The sequence below is a fragment of the Ruegeria sp. G2 genome (assembly GCF_056533505.1).
On the sequence record NZ_JBQFON010000003.1, the window covers coordinates 295,646 to 316,346 of the forward strand.

At 55.9% G+C, this 20,701-nt stretch carries 20 protein-coding genes; 11 read left to right on the plus strand and 9 right to left on the minus strand.

The annotated features are described in order from the left end of the window. Positions 1-7: 7 nt before the first annotated feature. A complete protein-coding gene (locus ACR0DU_RS08480; protein ID WP_480873622.1) occupies positions 8-1,525 on the plus strand; it encodes an ABC transporter permease in 1,518 nt (505 codons plus the stop codon). Further along, a complete protein-coding gene (locus ACR0DU_RS08485) occupies positions 1,506-1,697 on the plus strand; it encodes a hypothetical protein (protein WP_480873623.1) in 192 nt (63 codons plus the stop codon). Before ACR0DU_RS08480 ends, ACR0DU_RS08485 begins: the two co-directional genes overlap by 20 nt. Before the next feature lie 247 nt (positions 1,698-1,944). Here the strand turns inward: ACR0DU_RS08485 and ACR0DU_RS08490 are convergent, their stop codons facing one another. The 7 genes from ACR0DU_RS08490 to ACR0DU_RS08520 are packed head-to-tail and all read right to left on the minus strand — an operon-like array spanning position 1,945 to position 8,462. Continuing rightward, entirely contained in the window at positions 1,945-3,009 is a 1,065-nt protein-coding gene (locus ACR0DU_RS08490; protein WP_480873624.1) for an ABC transporter ATP-binding protein, read from the minus strand. Further along, on the minus strand, positions 3,009-3,794 hold the full coding sequence (locus ACR0DU_RS08495) for an ABC transporter permease (RefSeq protein WP_480873626.1): 786 nt from the start codon (positions 3,792-3,794) through the stop codon (positions 3,009-3,011). The genes ACR0DU_RS08490 and ACR0DU_RS08495 overlap by 1 nt, the downstream gene beginning before the upstream one ends. Continuing rightward, on the minus strand, positions 3,791-4,654 hold the full coding sequence (locus ACR0DU_RS08500) for an ABC transporter permease (RefSeq protein WP_170477115.1): 864 nt from the start codon (positions 4,652-4,654) through the stop codon (positions 3,791-3,793). Before ACR0DU_RS08500 ends, ACR0DU_RS08495 begins: the two co-directional genes overlap by 4 nt. 28 nt (positions 4,655-4,682) lie before the next feature. Next, positions 4,683-5,723, minus strand: a complete 1,041-nt coding sequence (locus ACR0DU_RS08505; protein ID WP_480873629.1) for an ABC transporter substrate-binding protein — start codon at positions 5,721-5,723, stop codon at positions 4,683-4,685. A 41-nt stretch (positions 5,724-5,764) separates the two neighbouring features. Next, a complete protein-coding gene (locus ACR0DU_RS08510) occupies positions 5,765-6,697 on the minus strand; it encodes a PfkB family carbohydrate kinase (protein WP_480873631.1) in 933 nt (310 codons plus the stop codon). Beyond that, the gene (locus tag ACR0DU_RS08515) at positions 6,694-7,719 is read right to left on the minus strand and encodes an ADP-ribosylglycohydrolase family protein (RefSeq protein ID WP_480873634.1); all 1,026 of its coding nucleotides are present in this window, start codon (positions 7,717-7,719) and stop codon (positions 6,694-6,696) included. The genes ACR0DU_RS08510 and ACR0DU_RS08515 overlap by 4 nt, the downstream gene beginning before the upstream one ends. Positions 7,720-7,724: 5 nt before the next feature. Next, the gene (locus tag ACR0DU_RS08520) at positions 7,725-8,462 is read right to left on the minus strand and encodes a GntR family transcriptional regulator (protein WP_480873637.1); all 738 of its coding nucleotides are present in this window, start codon (positions 8,460-8,462) and stop codon (positions 7,725-7,727) included. Between the two features lie 166 nt (positions 8,463-8,628). On the opposite strand from ACR0DU_RS08520, the gene ACR0DU_RS08525 reads away from it, so the two are divergent. The 7 genes from ACR0DU_RS08525 to ACR0DU_RS08555 are packed head-to-tail and all read left to right on the plus strand — an operon-like array spanning position 8,629 to position 16,118. After that, positions 8,629-9,456, plus strand: a complete 828-nt coding sequence (locus ACR0DU_RS08525) for an FAD binding domain-containing protein (protein WP_319546701.1) — start codon at positions 8,629-8,631, stop codon at positions 9,454-9,456. Next, positions 9,456-12,191 (plus strand): molybdopterin-dependent oxidoreductase, encoded by a 2,736-nt coding sequence (locus ACR0DU_RS08530; protein ID WP_480873640.1) that lies wholly within the window; start codon positions 9,456-9,458, stop codon positions 12,189-12,191. Before ACR0DU_RS08525 ends, ACR0DU_RS08530 begins: the two co-directional genes overlap by 1 nt. Next, a complete protein-coding gene (locus tag ACR0DU_RS08535; RefSeq protein ID WP_480873642.1) occupies positions 12,191-13,675 on the plus strand; it encodes a 6-hydroxynicotinate reductase in 1,485 nt (494 codons plus the stop codon). The genes ACR0DU_RS08530 and ACR0DU_RS08535 overlap by 1 nt, the downstream gene beginning before the upstream one ends. Next, positions 13,672-14,535, plus strand: coding sequence for a UPF0280 family protein (locus ACR0DU_RS08540; RefSeq protein WP_480456445.1), 864 nt, complete (start codon positions 13,672-13,674; stop codon positions 14,533-14,535). Before ACR0DU_RS08535 ends, ACR0DU_RS08540 begins: the two co-directional genes overlap by 4 nt. Next, positions 14,522-15,103, plus strand: a complete 582-nt coding sequence (locus ACR0DU_RS08545) for an amino acid synthesis family protein (protein ID WP_170781911.1) — start codon at positions 14,522-14,524, stop codon at positions 15,101-15,103. Before ACR0DU_RS08540 ends, ACR0DU_RS08545 begins: the two co-directional genes overlap by 14 nt. Then, positions 15,100-15,684, plus strand: coding sequence for an amino acid synthesis family protein (locus ACR0DU_RS08550; RefSeq protein ID WP_170477094.1), 585 nt, complete (start codon positions 15,100-15,102; stop codon positions 15,682-15,684). Before ACR0DU_RS08545 ends, ACR0DU_RS08550 begins: the two co-directional genes overlap by 4 nt. 8 nt (positions 15,685-15,692) lie before the next feature. Next, positions 15,693-16,118 (plus strand): MarR family winged helix-turn-helix transcriptional regulator, encoded by a 426-nt coding sequence (locus ACR0DU_RS08555; RefSeq protein ID WP_010442642.1) that lies wholly within the window; start codon positions 15,693-15,695, stop codon positions 16,116-16,118. 61 nt (positions 16,119-16,179) lie between these two features. Here the strand turns inward: ACR0DU_RS08555 and ACR0DU_RS08560 are convergent, their stop codons facing one another. Next, on the minus strand, positions 16,180-17,346 hold the full coding sequence (locus ACR0DU_RS08560) for an amidohydrolase family protein (RefSeq protein ID WP_170543549.1): 1,167 nt from the start codon (positions 17,344-17,346) through the stop codon (positions 16,180-16,182). A gap of 224 nt (positions 17,347-17,570) precedes the next feature. On the opposite strand from ACR0DU_RS08560, the gene ACR0DU_RS08565 reads away from it, so the two are divergent. Beyond that, complete coding sequence (locus tag ACR0DU_RS08565) at positions 17,571-18,374, plus strand: ferredoxin--NADP reductase (RefSeq protein WP_480873648.1); 804 nt, start codon at positions 17,571-17,573, stop codon at positions 18,372-18,374. 69 nt (positions 18,375-18,443) lie between these two features. On the opposite strand, the gene ACR0DU_RS08570 is transcribed toward ACR0DU_RS08565, so the two are convergent. Next, positions 18,444-19,211 (minus strand): copper chaperone PCu(A)C, encoded by a 768-nt coding sequence (locus ACR0DU_RS08570; protein ID WP_480873651.1) that lies wholly within the window; start codon positions 19,209-19,211, stop codon positions 18,444-18,446. A gap of 87 nt (positions 19,212-19,298) precedes the next feature. On the opposite strand from ACR0DU_RS08570, the gene ACR0DU_RS08575 reads away from it, so the two are divergent. Continuing rightward, entirely contained in the window at positions 19,299-20,636 is a 1,338-nt protein-coding gene (locus tag ACR0DU_RS08575; RefSeq protein WP_480873653.1) for a hypothetical protein, read from the plus strand. The last annotated feature ends 65 nt before the right edge of the window (positions 20,637-20,701 follow it).

Sequence of the window (20,701 nt, forward strand, 5' to 3'; positions counted from 1 at the left end):
GACCGCTATGAAACATGTTGATACACAACAGATCCAACCGAAAACCGCCGACCGCCTGAATGGCTTGATCGGAGATTTCGTGGGGCAGGGGCAGTCCTATTACCAAAAGACCTTTGCCTACATGATGCAGGCGCCCGGCTACCGCTTTACGCTTAACAAAGCTGCTGCAATTTGGGGTCCGATATGGTTCGGGGCGCGGGGGCTGTGGTCATGGTTCCTTGGGTTTTTGGTGCTGGAAACGCTTGCCTATATCCAAATCGGTCTGGGCTTGTTCGGTGATCTGGGCCGTGAGTTTCGGGAACGCGCGGAACAGATTGGGCAGACACTGGAGCTGCGCCGCCAGCAAATTGCAGCGGCAGAGCAATCCGGTTCAACCACTTTGGAGTCATTGAAGCGCGCCGCGGAATCGCTTGAGGGTGCTTTGGCAGGCGCGCAGGAGGCCGCACGTTCGGCGGATTCGACAGGATTCACCTATCTGGTTATCGGGATCGTCCTTCTGCTGGCGTTTAAGTTCCTGGCCGCCTCGTTGGCCAACTGGACGCTTGAAGGGCAGTTCGCGCGCTGGCGTTCGGACCCAAGCGTGGCGCATGGCTGGTCGCTGCCTCGAGTAGTCGTCGCGACGGCGCTGACTGCCGTGGTAGTAATCTTGTCGATGATCAAGTTTGCGCAACCCGATGCGCTAGCGGTACTCAAAACTTTCCCAACCAACCGGGACTGGCGTTTAAACGTCGGCGATGGCGTACAAGCAGTGTTTGAATGGACCAAAACCGCCGGGCGCGGCTTCTTCGATGGGCTGACCTTTGGGATGCGCACCCTGCTGGACTGGATTGAGGTAGTACTGGTCGATACGCCATGGCCGGTCGTGGCACTGGTGATTATCATGCTGGCCTATCTCTCTGCCGGACCGCGCGTGGCAATCTTCACCGGTGCAGCGCTGGCCTATCTGGGCCTATTAGATTTCTGGGAAAAAGCGATGACCACGATTGCCCTGCTGGGCGCGGCGGCGCTGATCTCGATCACGCTAGGTATCCCGCTGGGCATCTATTGTGCGCGCCGCCCGCGGGCGTTTGCAATCGTGCGACCGATTTTGGATTTCATGCAGTCGATGCCGTCCTTCGTCTACTTGATCCCGGTCGTGGCCTTTATCGGATCAGGCAAGCCAGCGGGCGTGGTCGCTACAATGATCTTTGGCAGCCCCCCGGTGATCCGTTTTACCGTTCTTGGCCTGCAGCAAGTCCCCGAAACCGTGCGGGAGGCCGCCTTGGCCTTCGGAGCGACGCCCCGGTATCTGCTATGGAGGGTAGATCTGCCCCTGGCGCACAAGACTATCATGGCGGGTGTGAATCAGACTATCCTGATGTCTCTGGCGATGGTGGTCGTCGCCTCGCTGATCGGTGCAAAAGGCTTGGGCGAGGACGTGCTGGAGGCACTTCAATATGCCGCCGCAGGACAAGGAATTTTGGCTGGATTGGCGATCCTGTTCTGCGCGCTCATCCTGGATCGGATTGTGGCTGGAAGAAAATGACGAATACGTCAAGCGCACGATCACTCGACAGTATTTCGAGGTGGGCGATGCAGATTTGTTCGCAGATGTCACGGTTTCGTCTGAACCCTTAGTTGAAGCAAGCTCACTGGCCCGGCATGTGGGCGGCGCAGGCACCTACAAGGTGACAGGCTATGTTGTTCTACTAATCTGATTGAAGCTGGTTCGAATTGTTTTCCAACCCGGTGGCAGCGCAGATCCAGTGCCGCATATGTTGGATTGATGTTTGAACCCAGATCGCCGGACTATTAATCGCATTCGCCACCCAGTGAGGCGTCATTCAACTAGTAGGCTGATCCGGTCGCGTGCAGTCACTTCGTTTATCACGAGGTCAACGCACGTCAGGGCCGTGTTTGTCGTAGCGCCACGAACGAGGGTTTTCGAACTTGATCTTGCTCGGCTCAGTTGGGATCGAACCCAACTGATCCTTCTGGTACAACAATCGTGTGCTCGGGTTTCCAGCTCAGCCATATTTCGCCACCTTCGGGCAAATCCGGGATGTCCTGATCGCGCGCAATGACTTTGAAGGTGCTGTCGTTGTGTTTCAGGACGCAGGTCGCCATCGCTCCGGCGAAGATGCGACGGACCAGCGTGGCGGGGAGTTTTGAGATCTCGTCGCCGTCAGGCTCTGAGATAGATATGCTCATGTTCTCGGGTCTGACGGCCAGGGTCGACTGCGGTGTCGCTCTGTGTGGCAATTTGATATCCGCGCCGCCAGAATTCAGAGCCAAGCCGCTTTGACCTGTCAGAATATTGGCTTCGCCCAGAAATTCGGCGGTAAAGACGTCGACGGGATTGTTGTAGACTTCGCGTGGCGGGCCAGCCTGAATCATCGTTCCCTGTCTGAGAATGCCGATCTTGTCTGACAAAGTAAGGGCTTCTTCCTGATCATGGGTCACAAAGATCGTTGTAATGCCAATCTCGCGCTGAATACGCTTCAGTTCTATCTGCATGTCGACACGCAAGGATTTGTCCAAGGCCGATAGCGGCTCGTCCAATAGAAGCACCTTTGGATTAGTGACAATAGCCCGTGCCAATGCCACGCGCTGTCGTTGACCACCAGACAACTGATGAGGTTTGCGGTCGCCCAGTTGCCCAAGCTGTACCAATTCCAGCGCTTCACTCACGCGGCGGCGTTCCTCAGCGGCACCTACTTTGCGTACACGCAAGCCAAAACCCACATTGTCGGCGACGGTCATATTGGGAAACAGAGCATAGTTCTGGAACATCATTCCGATGTCGCGCTTTTCGACGGGAATGTGCTCGACCGACTGATCACCGATATGGATCGAACCACTATCCGCAAAGATGAATCCGGCAATGGCACGCAGCAACGTCGTCTTACCGCTGCCTGACGGGCCGAGCAGGGCAAAAAAACCACCATCCGGAAAGTGCATGGTGACGTCATTCAAAGCCTTGAGTGACCCGAATGTTTTGGTGACGTTTTGGACAGAAACATCGGCCATCAGCGTTCTCCTCCGAAATTTGAGAACCGGGCTGCAAACAGCATCACGGCCATCGAGATTACGATAATGATTGTCGAGATTGCATTGATTTCCGGCGTGAAGCCTTTGCGGATCGAGGTGTAGATCAGCACTGGCAACGTGCTGTCGCCGGGTTCGGAGAGGAAGTACGATACAACGAACTGGTCAAAGCTGACCGCAAAAGCGAACAGAGCACCGGCAATGATCCCCGAAGCGATCCAGGGCAGGGTGACGCGGCGCGTCACAGTCCAGCTGTCGGCACCCATGGACCTTGCGGCCTCTTCCAGTGTGGGATCAAATGTCGCCAAACGGGCGCTGACGACGACGATCACGTAAGGCAGTGCAAGCGCGACATGGCCGATCAGAACCGACGGTGTGCCGCGGCCAAGACCGACGCCATAGAAAAAGATCAGCATCGCCGTGCCGGTGATCAGCCATGGAATTGCGATCGGCGGGAACAGCATCACCTGCAGGAAGCGCTTGCCACGGAACTCGAACCGGAACAGGGCCAGTGAGGCGGCTGTGCCCAAGATGGTGGCAATCACTGTTGTAGCGAACGCGATCAGAATTGAGCGGGTCGCGGCATTCAGAACTTCGGTGTTCTGGCCCAGTTTTTCGTACCATTTTAGCGAGAACTCGAAGGGCAGTTGATAATACTGTGACGCGTTGAAGGACATGAACGCCATGACGATGATCGGGGCGTAAAGAAAGAATAGGATTAGGCCAAGCCAAACCTTACCTGCCCAGACCAGATAGGTGTTATTCATGTCTGTGCCCTCCGTAATGCCGGGCTGGCGGTTGCCAGGATCACCAAAACCACCGCAAGCAGGATAAAGGACAAGGCAGCCCCTAAGGGCCAATTGAACACGGCCACGAACTGATCCTCGATCACAGTACCAAAGTAAGTTCCAACACGACCACCTAATATGCGCGGCTCCATGAAAGAGCCGACGACAGGTACAAAAATCAGTACCGCACCGGCCAACAGCCCGGGCAGGGACAAAGGCAGGATGACGCGCCACAGTATGGTCAGTTTGTTCGCCCCCATTGACCGCGCGGCGTCGATCAGATTGTCGTCGATGGCCTGTAAGGCTAGATACGAAGTCAAGATCACGTAAGGCAGGTAAGAATGGACCAGGCCGATAACGATCGCAGGGGTCGAGAACATCAGGTTCACATCGACCTCGAACGGCAGGATCGCGTTGAGGCCGAGCTCTAGCACTCCATTTCCGCGCAGAACGATGGCCCAGGAAAATATCCGGACCAGAGAATTCGACCAGAAGGGCAGGATGACCAGAAGGAATAGTGCTTCGCGCGACTTACCCTTAATCGCCTTAGCCAGAACATAGGCGCAGGGAAAGCCAACCAGCACGGAAATCACCGTCACAGTCAGGCCCAGCTTTATGGATTTCCACAGCAGCGTTGCGTAAGTCGAGGTCTGGAAGAAGGCCTGATAGTTTTCAGATGTGTAGTGCCATTCGGCATCGCCAAAAGGCACATCGGACAAAAAGCTGAAATACAACATCGCCGACAGCGGCAAAAATATTGCCACCGTCAGCCAAATATAAGCCGGAGAAAGCAGGCTGACGATCTTGAGCCTGTTTTGTCGGGCGAGAACCGTTGACATGTCTGCTTTCTCCTTAGCGTGCCTGGGCTTATTGGGCGGCTTTCAACCCTTGCCAGAGCTCAAGGTATCTCTCGCGATTTTCATCCGAGACCGGACGCTGGAACTGGACGCGTGCCACGACTGCGGGGTCGCCCAGAACGCGTTTGTTGAAGGCGTCATCAGGCAACGCAGCGGCGGCCTTGGCATTGGCCGAAGCTGGGGCACCGCTTTCGGCCCATTTGACGTAGAACTCAGGGTCGATCATCCAATTGATAAAGGCGTGTGCAGCCTCTTTCTTGGTCGATGATGTTGGGATCGACAGACCATCCAACCAGCCGATTGCACCCTCGTCCGGCACGATGAATTGAACCGGTAGTCCGGAAGCCATCGAGCGGCTCGCAGAACCTGACCAGAAGGTCGCCACATCCAGATCGCCCGCAGCCATGAACTGGTTCCAGTCGTTCTCCGAACCCCAATAGGTTTTGATCTGAGGCATCAACTCGGCAAGTTTGGCCTCGATGGCATCGAGATCTTGGATGTCGTTGATATCCTGGCCCGTTGCGATAGCTGCGAATTGTACGGCTTCCAACGCGTCATCGCGGATCGAGACTTTGCCTTCGTGCGCCGTGTCCCAAAATACCTCAATCGACGTTGGTATCTCGTTGAATTCATTGGTGTTCACAGCAAAGGATGTCAGGCCCCAGGTCCAAGGCATTCCATGCAGCGCACCTCCGGCGTTGAGGTCCGGATTGGCGGCCAGATTTTCGGGCACGTCGCTAAAATTCGCGACCATCGAGCTGTCCACTGGCCCTATCAGCCCCTCGGCCTGCGCCTGTGGCGTAAAGGCCGCGTTGATCAGCACGACGTCATAGGCACCGGGGTTGGTCCGAAGCTTGGTCAACATCTCTTGTTCAGAATTGAAGTATTCATGAACGACGGTGTGGCCCGTTGCCTCGGTAAAGGCAGAAATGGCCCAGTCTTCGTCGGTTCCATACCCTTGCCAATTGAGAACTCGGATCTCATCGGCCAGAACGGCCGCGCCCGTTGTTGTCAAAGCAACTGTGGTTGCTAATAGGATACGTTTGTTCATTGTGATCTCCCGGTTGAATGGTCTTTAGCTTTGGTTCTCGATCAACCCGCCTCTTTCTTGTTTAGGGCGTCCGCCACGACCGCTTGGGTCGGCGCCGTTGCGGGCCCTTGTTGTGTGGTTGACAACGCCGCAGCGACATTTGCGTAAATGGCTGCTTCCTTTGGGGTATCACCGCGCGCCATTCGCGCGATGAAACTGCCAACATGGGTGTCACCAGCGCCGTTGGTGTCCACCGCTTGAACGCGGTAAGGTGGGATATGGTGAAGAGCATCGGGCCGGGCCAGAATGCAGCCGTCTTCCCCCAGTCGCACAACAGTTCCACCGTCATCAGGGCGGGTTTCAGCAAGTGCTCTGGCAGCAGCAACAGGGTCCGTGTGACCAGTCAGAACCGCAGCTTCGCGCGCATTTGCACTGATCCATGTGGCCCGTCTCAACGCGGTCTGCAGCACTTCATTTGGGAGAGAAGCGATGATGGGCGAAGGATCGAACACCAGGTTATTGATGCGGGCATCCGAAGATAACCTCTGGTGCAGCGCATCACGCGAGCCCGTGTAGTGCAGAGCGTAGCCAGACAAAAGGGTCCAGTCGAATTCGGCAAAGCTGATCTGCATTAAGTCCTCGGCAGTCACGTGCCCCTGAGCACCGTCGCTTGCCACAAAGGTCCGCTCACCCTGAGGGTCGATCATCACGGTACAGCAGCCCTGATCGCGTGTTAGGTCTTGTGCCCGCAGGAACGGGATACCTTCGGTGTTAAGACCTTCGCGAATAATCTTGGCAAATGGGCCAGATCCGATAGAACCACCATAGAATACCATCATGCCAGCGCGTTTCGCGGCCACCATGGCGTTGAACCCGCCACCAGGTGCGATGGAGAAACCCTTGACGATAGCTTCTTCACCAACCGCTGGAACAGCTTCGACCTGATAGAGCAGATCGGCCACAACACCTGACATCTGAAGAAGACGATTGGTCATCTTGCGGCCTCCGTCTTAGCGTCAGACGTATGGCGAAGAGAAAGCAACTGTTCCGCTATTACTTCGATGGGTAGGTTGTTGGCAGCACGAACAGGGTCGAGTACAGCGGGCGCGATGGCTTCAATTCCGGCGCATGCCCCGGCCATCGCACCGGCAATAGCGCCGATTGTATCTGTGTCGTCCCCGATATTCGCAGCAATCCGGGTGGCCTTCCAGACATCCCCCGACGCCATCCTTACGATGCCAAAGGCCGCCGGGACAGATTCAAACGAAGAGACAGAAGTTCCGACGAGCTGCGCGAATTCTACATCGGTCAGGCCCTGATCAGCGAGATCAAGTGCGTTTGAAATCCGACGGCGCATGTTTGCTTCGCCAAACCGATGGCCGCGTTTCTGCCCTTGCTCTGCGGCGTCCAGCGCGGTGTCGAGCGCTGAGTCGAAATCAAGACCATCCACACCACAGCTGACGACAGTGGCAACAGCAGCAGCAGCGGCGATGGCTTCGCCCGTGTTATGCGTCATACGGCAGGCCAGTTCCACGCGGTCCAAGAAACTCTGCGTTGGCGAGAAATGCGTGGCGATCCCAACTGGTGCAATTCGCATCGCAGCGCCGTTTGTCGTTCCGTTGCGCCCCGTTTCGCTGGCTGGTTCTCCGTTCAGCATCGCTGCAAGAGCCGCTTTGGAAGATGGACCCAGCAGGTCGCGCAAACCACGCGCTCGGACGTCACCCTCCCAATCCAGCAGGTCTTGCGCCCAAAGCGCCTCGTCAAAACCTTCGCCATCTTTCACAAGACGTTGAGCCAACAGAAATGCCTGCTCGGTGTCATCCGTCACCTGCGCCGCCTGTAGGCCATGAGAGACCGGATGGTCGGGGTAGGGGGCGACATAAGCTGTGATCTCGCCATAATGTTGCGCTATTTCTGAGCGCGACAGCGTTTGTGAGGGCATACCCAACGCATCCCCGATGGCCATTCCGGCAAGAGCGCCACAAGCGCGACTGAAAGCCAGTTCTCCAGTGGCCATAGCCGTCAAAACTCCATGTGCAGACCAAACAGGTCTGGGTCCAGAATGCTCTCGACAAATTCCAGGGAGTCCCCGTCGGCTGAACGGGTCAACCGGCACAGCCGCAACATCGGTTCTCCTGACACGCGCCCCATGACAGCCGCGTCTTCCGCGCTGAGCGCGGGCAACACACGCGCCCATTCGCTACCGCCGTTGACTGCCAACCCGCGACTGCGAAGCGTTTCCGTCAAAGAGCCGTTTTCCAGACCGGTCTCAATTATCTCGGAAAACTCCGAACGCCATGGGACACGGCTGCGTTCCAGCGACACTCCCTGACCGGTGTTCACACGAAAACGTAAACGATCGACCATCAAGACATCGGTGCCGACACTTTCAGGTGCGTCTGCTAAATCCATTTTACCGCGTGTGAGGCGAAGAATCCGCGTCGCAAGTTCGGTTTCACCCGAGGATAACGCAACGCTCCAACCTTTCCGGTCGTCGATCGTTTTTCCCCCAAAGGTGACAAATGATCCGATGCCACGCCGGGTCGTGATCAGACCCTTGCGGCTGAGGATATCGAGGCTTTTCCGTATAGTATTTCTGCTAACCGAGAACCGTTTGACCAGAGCATTCTCACTGGCCAGCGGTGCGCCTGTATCCAACCCACCTGACCGGATCTCTTCCTCTAGCATGAGTGCGATCCTGACAGATTTCGGTGCTCCGATCCGGTCAGTGCTTGTTGATTCTTGTTCAGACATGTTCATGCTTGTACCTTATCCGGATTCGATTATCTGTCAAATTGGATATACGGAGTCCCACTTGGCTCAAACTGCGGCCCATGTATGATTGGATGTGTTCTCAGGACAGTTCTGTTGACTCTGGCAAACGTCCACACTTATCATTAGTGTGCTAATGAAAGTGGATATGTGCATGGCCTACTCACAACCAAGCTTGTTGCCTGACGCGCTGGGCATTCTTAAGCAGGCCGGGGTCCGCGTTATTGCAGGTGGGACAGATTTCTATCCGGCGTTGAAAGCAGGCCAGCATCCCGAAAATCTGTTAGATGTAACAAGAATAGATGGGTTTTCGGACATCACGCAATCTGAAGGGGGCACAAGAATTGGTGCAGCCGTCACATGGTCGGATGTTGTTAGAACTGATCTTCCTCGGGCCTTTGATGCCTTGAAGCAGGCGGCGCGCGAGGTCGGAAGCCTGCAAATTCAAAATGCAGGTACGGTTGTCGGAAACATTTGCAACGCCTCTCCCGCCGCCGATGGTGTTCCACCTCTGCTTGCATTGAATGCTGAGGTTGAGCTGGCCAGTGCAGCAAAGGGAAAGCGTGTTCTTCCCCTCGAGGCATTTATCAGGGGTGTGCGGCAAACAGCGTTGATGGATGACGAGCTGGTGACAGCGATCATCGTGCCGAAACCCCATGCTGGCATGACGTCTGGTTTTGAAAAATTAGGGAGCCGTCGCTATTTGGTCATTTCTATTGCCATGACAGCGGCAAATGTTCTTTTGGATGCAAAGGGAAGAATAGCCGAGGCTCGCATCGCAGTAGGGTCCTGTTCCGCTGTAGCGCAACGGCTTACGGCGTTAGAGGCGAGCCTGATCGGTCAGGATCCCGCTGATGTCAGGATTTCTCCGATTGATGTCACAGCATTAACGCCGATCGATGATGTCCGAGGGACAAGTTCGTATCGGCTTGATGCAGTGCGTCATCAAATTCAGCGTGCAATTCACCAGGCGGTTTCGTGATGAACAAAGCGCTTTCAGGCACCCCGACCCCATTTCGTTTGAATGGACGTGAAGCGGCCCCATTGCTTTTCCCTGGCCAACGACTGTCCGAAGTTCTGCGCGAGGGTTTGGGGCAACGCGATGTGAAGATTGGCTGCGATGCGGGGGATTGCGGCGCGTGTACTGTACTGCTTGAGGGCGAGCCCGTTTGCGCCTGTCTGACCCCAGCACATCAGGTTGCGGGGCGCGAAGTCGAGACTGTGCAAGGACTATATGCCAATGACCCCGTGGCGGCCAAACTGGCGCAGAGCTTACTGGATCATGGCGCAGCGCAATGTGGGATCTGTACACCCGGCATGATGGTATCTGCCGTTGCGCTGCTGCGGGACGTGCCTGAGCCCACCGAGGCGCAAGTGAAGGATGCGCTAGGCGGTGTGCTATGTCGCTGTACAGGTTACCGCAAAATCATCGACGCGGTGATGGGTGCGCCCTCGGTTGCTATCGCGACAGCAGGTAAGGTGGGCGATGCGGTTCAGCATTTGGATGGGATCGAAAAAGTTTCGGCTACCGTCAAGTACGGCGATGATATTGCACCCGTGGGGTGCCTTGAGATTTTGGTCATTCGCTCCCCCCATGCCCGGGCGGTCTTTGAAATCGGTGACCTCGAAGGGTTCGCGCAGGCGGCTGGACTGGACGCGGTACTGACTGCGGAAGACGTGAAGGGCCAGAACAACTTTGGCGTGATACCCGGATTTGAAGACCAGCCTGTCTTTGCCGAGCGGGAGACGCGTTTCAGGGGAGAGGCTGTCGCGGCACTGATTGGTGCTCGGGATGTGCTTCGCGCGATCGATCCGGAAATGGTACCGATTACTTGGACCGAAATGCCGACCTTACAAGACATGGATGCAGCCGAAGACCAAAAAGCTGATCAACTTCATCACGGGCGGGAAAATAACGTGATGTGCACAGGGTTTGTGACCTGTGGCGATCCAAATGCGGCTCTGGCACGCGCGCATGTAACTGTGGAAGGCCAGTTTGAAAGCGGCTTTGTCGAGCATGCCTATATCGAACCTGAAGCCGGTTTCGCCGAAGTCGTGAACGGTCGCGTTGAGGTGCATGCCTGCACGCAAGCCCCGGTTATGGATCTCGAAGGGCTCGAGCGTGTTCTGGGGCTTGACCGCTCGGACATACGTGTTGTCCCAACGGCCACCGGGGGCGGTTTCGGTTCCAAGTTGGATATGAGCGTACAGCCCTACCTGGCACTCGCGGCGCTGAAGACGGGCAAGCCTGTACGGCTTTGTTATACGCGTACTGAATCCATGCAATGTTCGACCAAGCGGCACCCCTCAGACATCACGCTTAGGATCGGTGCTGATAAGACGGGCAAGCTCTGCGGCTTTGACTTTCGTGGCCGCTTTGACACGGGGGCTTATGCCAGTTGGGGCCCGACAGTGGCGAACAGGGTGCCGGTCCATGCTTCGGGACCGTACCGCGTCGCTGACTACATCGCGCAGGCCAAGGGTGTGCATACCAACAACCCGCCGTCGGGGGCGTTTCGCGGCTTTGGTGTGCCTCAGGCAGCCATTGCACAAGAATGTCTTTTCGACGATCTGGCTGAGAAGCTGGGAATGGATGCGCTGGAGTTCCGTGTTCTCAACGCTTTGGATAATGGTGTGCCGACCGTGTGCGGACAGGTGTTTGACCAGGGGGTTGGGATCAAGGCCTGCCTTGAGGCATTGCGGTTTGCCTGGACCGAAGAGCGCGCAGGTGTTGAGGCATTCAACGCACAAAATGACGCTGTAAAACGCGGTGTGGGTATCGCCAGCGGATGGTATGGCTGTGGCAACACGTCTTTGCCCAACCCATCGGCCATCAAATGCGGCATTCGCGCTGATGGCACGGTGGTGCTGCATCAAGGCGCGATGGATATCGGTCAGGGGGCCAATACCGTCATCACCCAGATTTTTGCCACCGCACTTGGGGCCGAGGTGGGTCAGATTACGCTTGTCGGAGCGGATACGGATGTGACACCGGATGCGGGCAAAACCTCGGCTTCGCGCCAGACTTTTGTCTCGGGCAATGCGGCGCGGCTCTCGGGTGAGGCATTGCGGGCCATGATACTGGAGCGTCTGAACGTTGCCGAAGATGCTGCCTTGGAGTTCAGCGCCGGGGAAATTCAGGCGATTGATGCCGGGGGGGCTCGTGTGCTGGATCTTTCGGCTCTAGAAGCGGACTCGGATGGGTATGTTCTTAGCGCCGAAGAAAGCTATGATCCGCCGACAAAGCCCTTGGATAAAAATGGGCAGGGGCATCCTTACGCCCAATTCGGCTATGCTGCGCATCTGGCTGTTGTCGAAGTGGATACCGCGCTGGGCACAGTCACGCCAGTGAAATTCATCGCGGCTCATGATGTCGGTCAGGCCATCAACCCGATGCTGGTCGAAGGACAGGTCCATGGCGGTATTGCTCAGGGTCTGGGGATGGCGCTAATGGAGGAATACATCCCCGGCCGGACCGAGAACCTGCATGACTATCTGATCCCGACGTTCGGTGACATCCCTCCGATTGAGGCCATTATCATCGAAGAAGCCGACGCGCATGGACCTTATGGAGCCAAGGGTCTGGGAGAGCATGTGTTGATCCCAACGGCACCGGCGATCCTGAACGCAATCAAACATGCAACAGGGGTACGACTGTTCAAGGGACCGGCAATCCCCAGCGTCGTCCATGCAGCCCTCAAGAAGAGTGTAACGTGATGACGGATGTTGCGAAGCCAGAAAAGATCCGCTGCGATGCCTGCCCGGTGATGTGCTATATCGCCGAGGGCAATTCGGGCGCCTGCGACCGTTATGCCAACCACGGTGGCGAGCTGGTTCGGCTTGATCCGTTGACCATCATCCAAAGCGGCCAAGACCTCGTTCCGTTCATGGGCGAGGGCGCGACAGAGGAATGGGATGGCGATATCTTCAAAGGTGAGCGTCAGTTTGTGACAGCTGTAGGAGCGGGAACCACTTATCCCGACTACAAGCCTGCGCCTTTTATCGCCAGCCAAGAGGTCGAAGGCGTCGATATGGTCACCGTCGTGACCGAGGGTATCTTTAGCTATTGCGGTGTGAAGGTGAAGATCGACACTGATCGCCACATCGGCCATGAGCGAGACGTGGTGCGCGTCGACGGGGAACCGATCGGCCATGTCATGACCTCTGAATATGGCTCAAAGATGCTGTCCTTGGGTGGTGTCGAACACCTCACAGGTGGTAGCAAGAAAGAAGGCCGCGTAACCTGTGACGCCCTGCTGCGGCTGTGCAACCGAGAACCTGTCACGATGGTCATTGGCGAAGAGGATCACGTCACCGAAGTTGTGGTTGAAGCGGGAAAACCGCCTATCATCAATGGCGTGACTGAAAGCTTGATGCGCGTAGGCTGCGGTTCTGCCACTATAGGCATGTTCCCGAAACAGTGGATCGGTCATGTCGACGACGTCGTGGTGGTGGATGACCACATCACCGGAGTGCTCAGCGAGCACGAGACCGGCAAGCAGCTTGATGTACCGGCAACGGGGATCAAGATCAAAGGACGGCGCTCGACGCCTGGGCGATACTTCCAAGTGGCTGAGCCCGGCACCGGTTGGGGCGGGACAGATATCGAGGACCCTCTTGCGATCCTTGGCCCCTTCAACCCCAAAACAGCATGGGAAGGCTTGCGGCTGTTTATGGTGTCCACAACGGGTGAGCAGTTTTCATACTATGAACTCGACGCCGATCTTGTCCCGCAGCTGCGGGACGTACCCGCGAAACTGGCGGCTTCAGCTGCGCTGATTGCGGAAAACTGCGAACCTTCGGTTTGTTCAGTGCTGTTCATGGGTGGGGCAGGGGGATCGCTGCGCGCGGGCGTTACTGAGAACCCCGTGCGCCTGACCAAATCGGTTAAGGACGCGCTGACCCATGTGTCTTGTGGTGGTGCAGATGCCTATGTGTGGCCCGGAGGCGGGATCACTGTGATGGTAGATGTGTTGGATATGCCCACGAATTCTTTTGGCTATGTTCCAACTCCCGCGCTTGTCGCCCCCATCGAGTTTACCTTGCGTGTCAGAGATTACGCTGCTCTGGGCGGACATGTGGACCACATGCGCCGCGTCAGTGACATCAATTCGGATCAGGCTCGCCACGTACGACAAAAACCTAATGCCGGGGATCCGATGGATCTTGGAAACTACAACTGGAAGGCGGACGCAGAATGAGGCCGCGCGCGCGCCTTTTGCCCGATGGCCAACGGCTGCATCTGCAGCATGGCCCCAGTGATCTGATTGTTTGGGTGGAAGGGGATCGGGATCAGGCGTATTGGGCCGCAGCAAAGCGGTTCGAAACGATTATCGCCGAAATTGTCGCGGAACTGCCGGACCTACGGGGGATGCTGTCTCCGCTAACAAAACGTCCTAACGGCACAGTTGCGCGTCGAATGCATGACGCGTGTCTGCCGTTGATTGATGTCGGGTACGTCACACGGATGGCCGCCGTGGCTGGAAGCATTGCGGATGAGGTGCTTGCGGCAATGACCCAAAGCGCGAATATCACGCGCGCTTATGTCAACAACGGTGGAGATATCGCTCTATATCTGACCCCAGGAACGAGCTTCAATACCTCGATTCAAGCCCATGACGGCGGCGAATTGGGTCGGATTGAAGTTACGGACAAGGATCGTATCGGGGGTATTGCGACCTCTGGTCGCCACGGGCGCAGCCTGTCTCTGGGCATTGCGGACAGCGTGACGGCGCTCGCCTCATCGGCCGCTGAGGCTGACGTTGCGGCAACACTCATCGCCAATGCGGTGGACCTGCCGGGTCATCCATCGATCACACGTCGCGCCGCTTGCGATATCGACGAGAACAGTGATTTGGGGGAGTTGCCGGTCACTGTTAGCTGTGGTGCTTTGTCAGCCGAGGATTGTGAACGCGCTTTGGCCCGTGGTCTCAACCGCGCGACGTCGTTTCAGGCCCTGGGACGGATCGCGTCTGCGGGTTTGTTCCTCCAGAGCCGATCTGTCACAACCGGTGCACACGCATTTTCGTTCCAACAAGAGATACAACATGTCCCAGCTTAATGTCCGGAAAACAGCCTATTCTGTCGAAGAGATTTTCCACGAAGGTGGTCCGGCTCCGGCGAGCCCCCTGCGCCGGGCGGCGGCGATTGCGATCATCGAGAACCCATTTGCCGGGCGTTACGAGCCTGATATTCAGTGGTTCATGGAGGACCTCAAGCCACTTGGTTTGCTGATGGCGAGGCGATTGGTCGAGATGCTGGGCGGGGCGGACAAGATTGAAGGCTATGGTAAAGGCGCATTGATAGGTGAGGCGGGTGAGCTGGAACATGGTGCCCTGTGGCACGCTCCGGGAGGTTACGCGATGCGCGAACTTCTAAATGATTCCAACGCGATCGTACCCTCTACCAAGAAAGTCACGGGCGTTGGCGGGCGGCTCGATGTGCCGATCACCCATATAAATGCCTCTTACGTTCGAAGCCACTTTGACAGTATGGAGGTCGGCCTGAACGACGCGCCCAAAGCTCATGAAATGGCCGTCATTCTGGTCATGAGCACGGGACCACGCATCCACGACCGCGCTGGCGGCCTGGCAGCCAAGGATATCAAAGGAGAGGACGGCCTGAGATGAGCGCTAAGATTCGTAAGATCGCTGTAAACATCGAAGAAACGCATTCCGAAATCGGACGAAAGATCGACCCGGCCACCCGCAAGGCCGTCGCCGTTGCAGTAATCGAGAACCCGTTTGCGGGCACCTATACTGAGGACTTAAGCGCATTGATGGAGATCGGTGCAGAGCTGGGAACGCTGTTGGGTCGCAAATGCGTAGAAGCCCTTGGCATCACACCAGAGCAGGCAGAGAGCTATGGCAAGTCGGCCATGGTCGGCGAAAATGGCGAGTTGGAACATGCCGCTGCGATCCTCCATCCCAAGTTGGGCGCGCCGTTGCGTAAAGAAGTGGAAAAAGGGGCCGCCTTGGTGCCGTCTTCGAAAAAGATGGGTTCGCCTGGTCAGGTGCTTGATGTACCGCTTGGGCACAAGGACGCAGCCTATGTGCGCAGCCACTTTGACGGCATCGAAGTACGGCTGAACGATGCGCCACGTGCAAATGAAATCATGGTGGCCGTGGCCGTGACCGACAGCGGGCGGCCATTACCCCGTGTCGGTGGCTTGACCCACGATGAAGCAGAAGGCAAAGACGGGCTTCGTTAGGAGCACTTATGTCAAACAGCGTTGATCCCTACCATCTTGAAGACCAGGTCGGATATCTTTTGCGGCTGGCCAGTCAGCGCCATTCGATCATCTTTCAGAACCGAATTTCCAAAGATCTGACGCCGACGCAATTTGCCACGCTGATCCGGGTGGCCGAGAAGAAAGAGGTGTCGCAAAACCAGCTGGGCCGACTTGCGGCAATGGACATTGCGACGATCAAGGGCGTGGTCGACCGGTTGAAGGCTAAGGGACTATTGCAGGCGACTGCCGATCCCGGGGACAAACGCCGCTCGATCATCTCGTTGACCGAAGCGGGGGCGCAATTGATGGAACAGCTATACGCTGACGGGTTCGGGATTTCGCATGAAACCCTCGCACCTCTCAAGAAGTCCGAGCAAAAGACGCTTCTGGCATTGCTCAAAAAGATCACCTGACCTTCAAAGATCGCGTTGCCCGCATTTTGCGCCAAACAAACCAAGTCACCGAAAATCGAGTTTACAGAATACGTTCCGGCAGGCGTTGTGCGGGCGGTGTGTTGCGAGAACGTTCCGAGCAGATCACGCCATCAATGATCGTCATGCCAACACCCGGCAGGTTCCCCTGCGCGACGCTTTCAAGCATGTTTTTTCCGGGCGCGTGCTGCGCTTGGTCCAGAAGGACGAAATCGGCGCAACGACCCTTTTCAATAAGACCCACATCCAGATCTCGCTGCCGTGCCGTGTTTCCGTTGCCAAAGCAGAAAGCGATCTCAGCAGGGACGTTGCCAAAGGCCGACAGCATGGCGATCATCCTTAAGATGCCAAGGGGCTGTACGCCTGACCCTGCCGGCCCGTCGGTGCCCAGGATCACCTGATCCAGCTTGCCTAACTCGCGCGCGGTATTCACCGTAAGCACTGCGGCGCGTTCATTGCCGTTATGAACGATTTCAAAGGCTTGCTTGGTGCAGGTCTCACAAAGGCAGATGATCTGATCATCCGGCAGTGCCGAATGACCTCCGTTGATGTGCCCGATCACGTCGGTACCTGTCTCGATCACCATATCCGCGTCAATGAGGCCGGACCCGGGGATGGATGGGCCTCCCGTGTGGATCGTGGACTGAATCCCATGTTTTCTGGCCCATTCGACCATTTGGTTTGCGGTTTTGCCATCTTTTACCGAACCCAGACCAACTTCGCCCAGATATTTCACTCCGGCGTTGGCCAGTTCGGCGAAATCCTCCTCGACCATGCCATGTTCGATGACAGGGGCGCCGGCATGGACCTTGACACCGGAGGGGCGAAAATTCTCATACCAGCGTTGTGCCGCGATCGACATCGCCTTGAGGCCGATCACATCTTTGGGTCGCCCCGGCATATGAACCTCTCCGGCCGAGATCATTGTGGTCACACCGCCGTTCAGAGTGGAGTCGATCCAGTGGAGTTGTTGCTGACGGGGCGTGTAGTCACCTACCACCGGGTGCACATGGCTGTCGATCAGACCGGGGGCAAGCGTCACACCATGGGCGTCTACGATGCTGGTTGCGTCGTCGGTATCGAGGTCCTTTTCATTGCCCCATGCGTCTATCTTACCATCTATGGCAATCAGACAATCTCCATCAAAAATCGGTTCTTCCATTTTTCCTGACAGGATCATGCCGATGTTCTTAATGACAAGTTTTTCCATAAGATCCTCCCACTATTCATTAGTATACGAATATAATTAGCAGGCATGCGTCAAGATAATTCTGGGGCGAAAGGCATTCTTCACAAATCAATTGACAGGATATTCCATTACCTCATAATCATTAGTATACTAATGAAGTGAATAGCCTGACCTAGGTGACTGACGAAGAATGCCTAAGGGTGAGGCATCTGGCCGCTTTCTTGGTGGCAAGAGGAGGTGATCTGATGGCGCTCGATTCCAAAGAGACAAAGTTCCCGATCCCGGCGGGTGTATTTGCCCAGACCGTAACTGAAGTGCAGCACTATACTGATCGGCTGTTTCGGTTCCGTATGACGCGGCCTGCATCTTTCCGCTTCCGGTCCGGTGAATTTGTGATGATTGGCCTGCCAAATGACGAGAAGCCTGTGTTCCGGGCCTACTCTGTGGCGTCTCCCAGTTGGGATGAGGAGTTGGAGTTTTATTCGATCAAAGTTCCGGATGGCCCGCTCACCGAGCATCTGCAAAATATCAAGGAAGGTGACACAATATTAATGCGCAGAAAACCAACGGGCACCTTGGTGAACGATGCGTTGTTGCCCGGCAAACGGCTTTGGATGTTTTCTACAGGTACCGGATTTGCGCCCTTTGCCAGTTTGATCCGAGACCCCGAGACCTATGAGAAGTTTGACGAAGTCATCGTCACCCACACCTGCCGCGAAGTTGCTGAACTCACCTATAGCAAGAACCTGGTTGCGTCTGTGAAAGACGATCCGTTGTGCGGAGAGTTTGCGCATGGTCTGCGCCTTTATACGACCACCACACGCGAAGACTATCCGTTCATGGGCCGCACTACCGATCTAATGACCAATGGCAAGCTGTTTAAAAACCTAGGGGTTCCGCCTATTTCGCCAGATACCGACCGGGGCATGATCTGCGGCTCAATGGATATGCTCAAAGATACCAAGGCTCTACTCGAGGAGTTCGGTCTAGTCGAGGGATCGAACAGTAAACCAGACACGTTTGTTGTTGAGCGTGCTTTTGTCGATTAAGAACAACTGCTTGTGTTCTGCTTTTCTGTGATTCACTGAAGGCTTGTCACTTGCCAAAGGCAATCCGCATCATAGTGTAAATCTATAGGTTACCGAGATGGGTGCGCCATCGGACATATAAGGGCGGTGGTCGTTAGAGTTCAGCGCAACAGTTAATTTATAATCGCCGGGCTTCAGCGCTCCGACTTGAAAGCTGTTTTCGTAAAGTCGGCCAAGCTTCAGGCCGTTCAGATAGATATGGGCGTGACCCTGACCGTCGATATGCGGTGTGCCGTCCTCGACAAGGACAAACTCGAAGTTTTTAACGCTAATTTGAACAGCAAATCCGTCAGTGCTGACCTGCGGGTCCTGAACCAGCGCGATCGTCGGGCTAGGGGAGGTTTCGATGCCGTTGGCATTGCTGTGGTCCATTGACGTCATACTGCCGGTCGCCTCTGGATTCAGGATGCGAGTCACAACCTCGCTGCCATCGTCAAACGTGAGCGCCAGCGAATGATACGTGCCTTCGGGAAAGCTACCGTCGGGTACTTGCAACATGATATGGGCCCCGTCCATTGCCAGTTGCGCCAGATCGCCGCCAGGCACTACAAGTGGTTTGTCATGTCCAGGGTTCATTAATGACGTTTGGGCTCCAGATGGCGACGTGACGATTTGAAGAATGCGAGGGTCACCGTCATTTTGCAGGTTAAGAGTGACCATGAACTGCGATCCCGACGCCCCCATCGGCGCGGCGCGCCCGTCGCTGACCTTTACAGCAGATTGCGGCGTACCTGCGAATATGTAGGCGAAACCCAACGCGGCCGCGATACCTGCCACAGCGAACCAGCGTTTGCTCATCTGACTTGCCTCCTTGCAAGAATTTGTGTGTATGCTAACGAAGTGAAGTTGATTGTGAAGTCATTTCTTGCGTTAGTTTGCGCCACTATGGTTGCGGGACCAGCCTTTGCTCATGCAGCCGATCAGGGTTTTGTGCTTCTTTTGCCCACCACCGCCTACATCACTGGTGGTACTGCGACTGTGGCAGCGACAATCCTGCTGCTTGTTTGCCTGAGACCAGGGCAGATTGAGGTTATACTGCGGCCCATTACATTGCCTCTCAAGCGCGGTCGAGGCCGATGGTGCAACTGGGGTCAGATCGCAGCCTCCCTTTGTCTGATGTTGTTGATTCTGATTGGTCTAAGGGGCCCAACGGACCCGCAAGCGAACCTCATGCCTTTGGTGCTGTGGACCATATGGTGGATGTTACTTTTCATGGTGCAAGCGCTGATCTTTGATGTCTGGAAATGGGTCAATCCCTGGCCGGGCTTGCACCGTCTGTTGGCCCCAAATCACAAAGCGCCTCTGACAATTGCAAAAAAACTTTCGATTTGGCCGGCTGTTGTTCTTATGGCGGCGTTTCAGGGCTTTGTTCTTGCCGATGCAGCTCCAAACGATCCGGGCAGGCTTGCGAGTTTCGCGCTTGGATACTGGGGTTTTACAGTACTGGGTATGACCCTTTTTGGGCGCAAATCCTGGCTTGGTCAGGTCGAGTGCTTTTCGGTCTTGTTCGCACTGATCGGCACAATCAGATCGGTGCGCGGGGCAGCATTTGGCGCGCCGGGATGGCAAGTCTTTCACGGTAATAAGTTTGATCTAAGCCATGCGGCCTTTGTAATAATTATTCTCGCATCCGGCAGTTTCGATGGCCTCTACGAGACCTTCTGGTGGCTGGATCAGATAGGGGTCAATCCCTTGGAGTATCCGGGGCGAACCGCGATGATCTGGCCGACGACGCTTGGCCTCTACACCAGTATGCTACTGCTGACGTGTATTTTTGCGCTCGCCGTTTACTTGGGAACGGTACTGGTGAACGAGACCGCTTCTTTCAAAATAGCCTTCATCCGCTTTTCCATCACCTTGCTGCCGATTGCGATCGGCTATCATTTTGCCCACTACTTCGTGACGTTTCTGGTTCAAATTCAGGTTGTAGTCGCAACACTGGCCGATCCTTTCGCGCTTGGCTGGAATCTGTTCGGGCTAGGCAGCCGCCCCGTCAGGGTCGGGTTTCTGACGGTTCCAGAAACTGTGAAGACCATCTGGCTCACGCAGGCGGGTGTCGTTGTATTGTCGCATGTTTTGGCCGTCATCTTGTGCCACAGGACGGCTGAGGCTCTTTGCACATCACGCAGGGACATTCTGCTGTTGCAATTGGGTCTGTCTATCTTGATGATTTTCTATACGATTTTCGGGCTGTGGCTGCTTTCCAGCCCGCGCGGAGCTTAAAAATGTAGACAACTCGTTAGTATACATACAAACTGATCAAAAAAGAGAGGCGAAACATCGCCCTA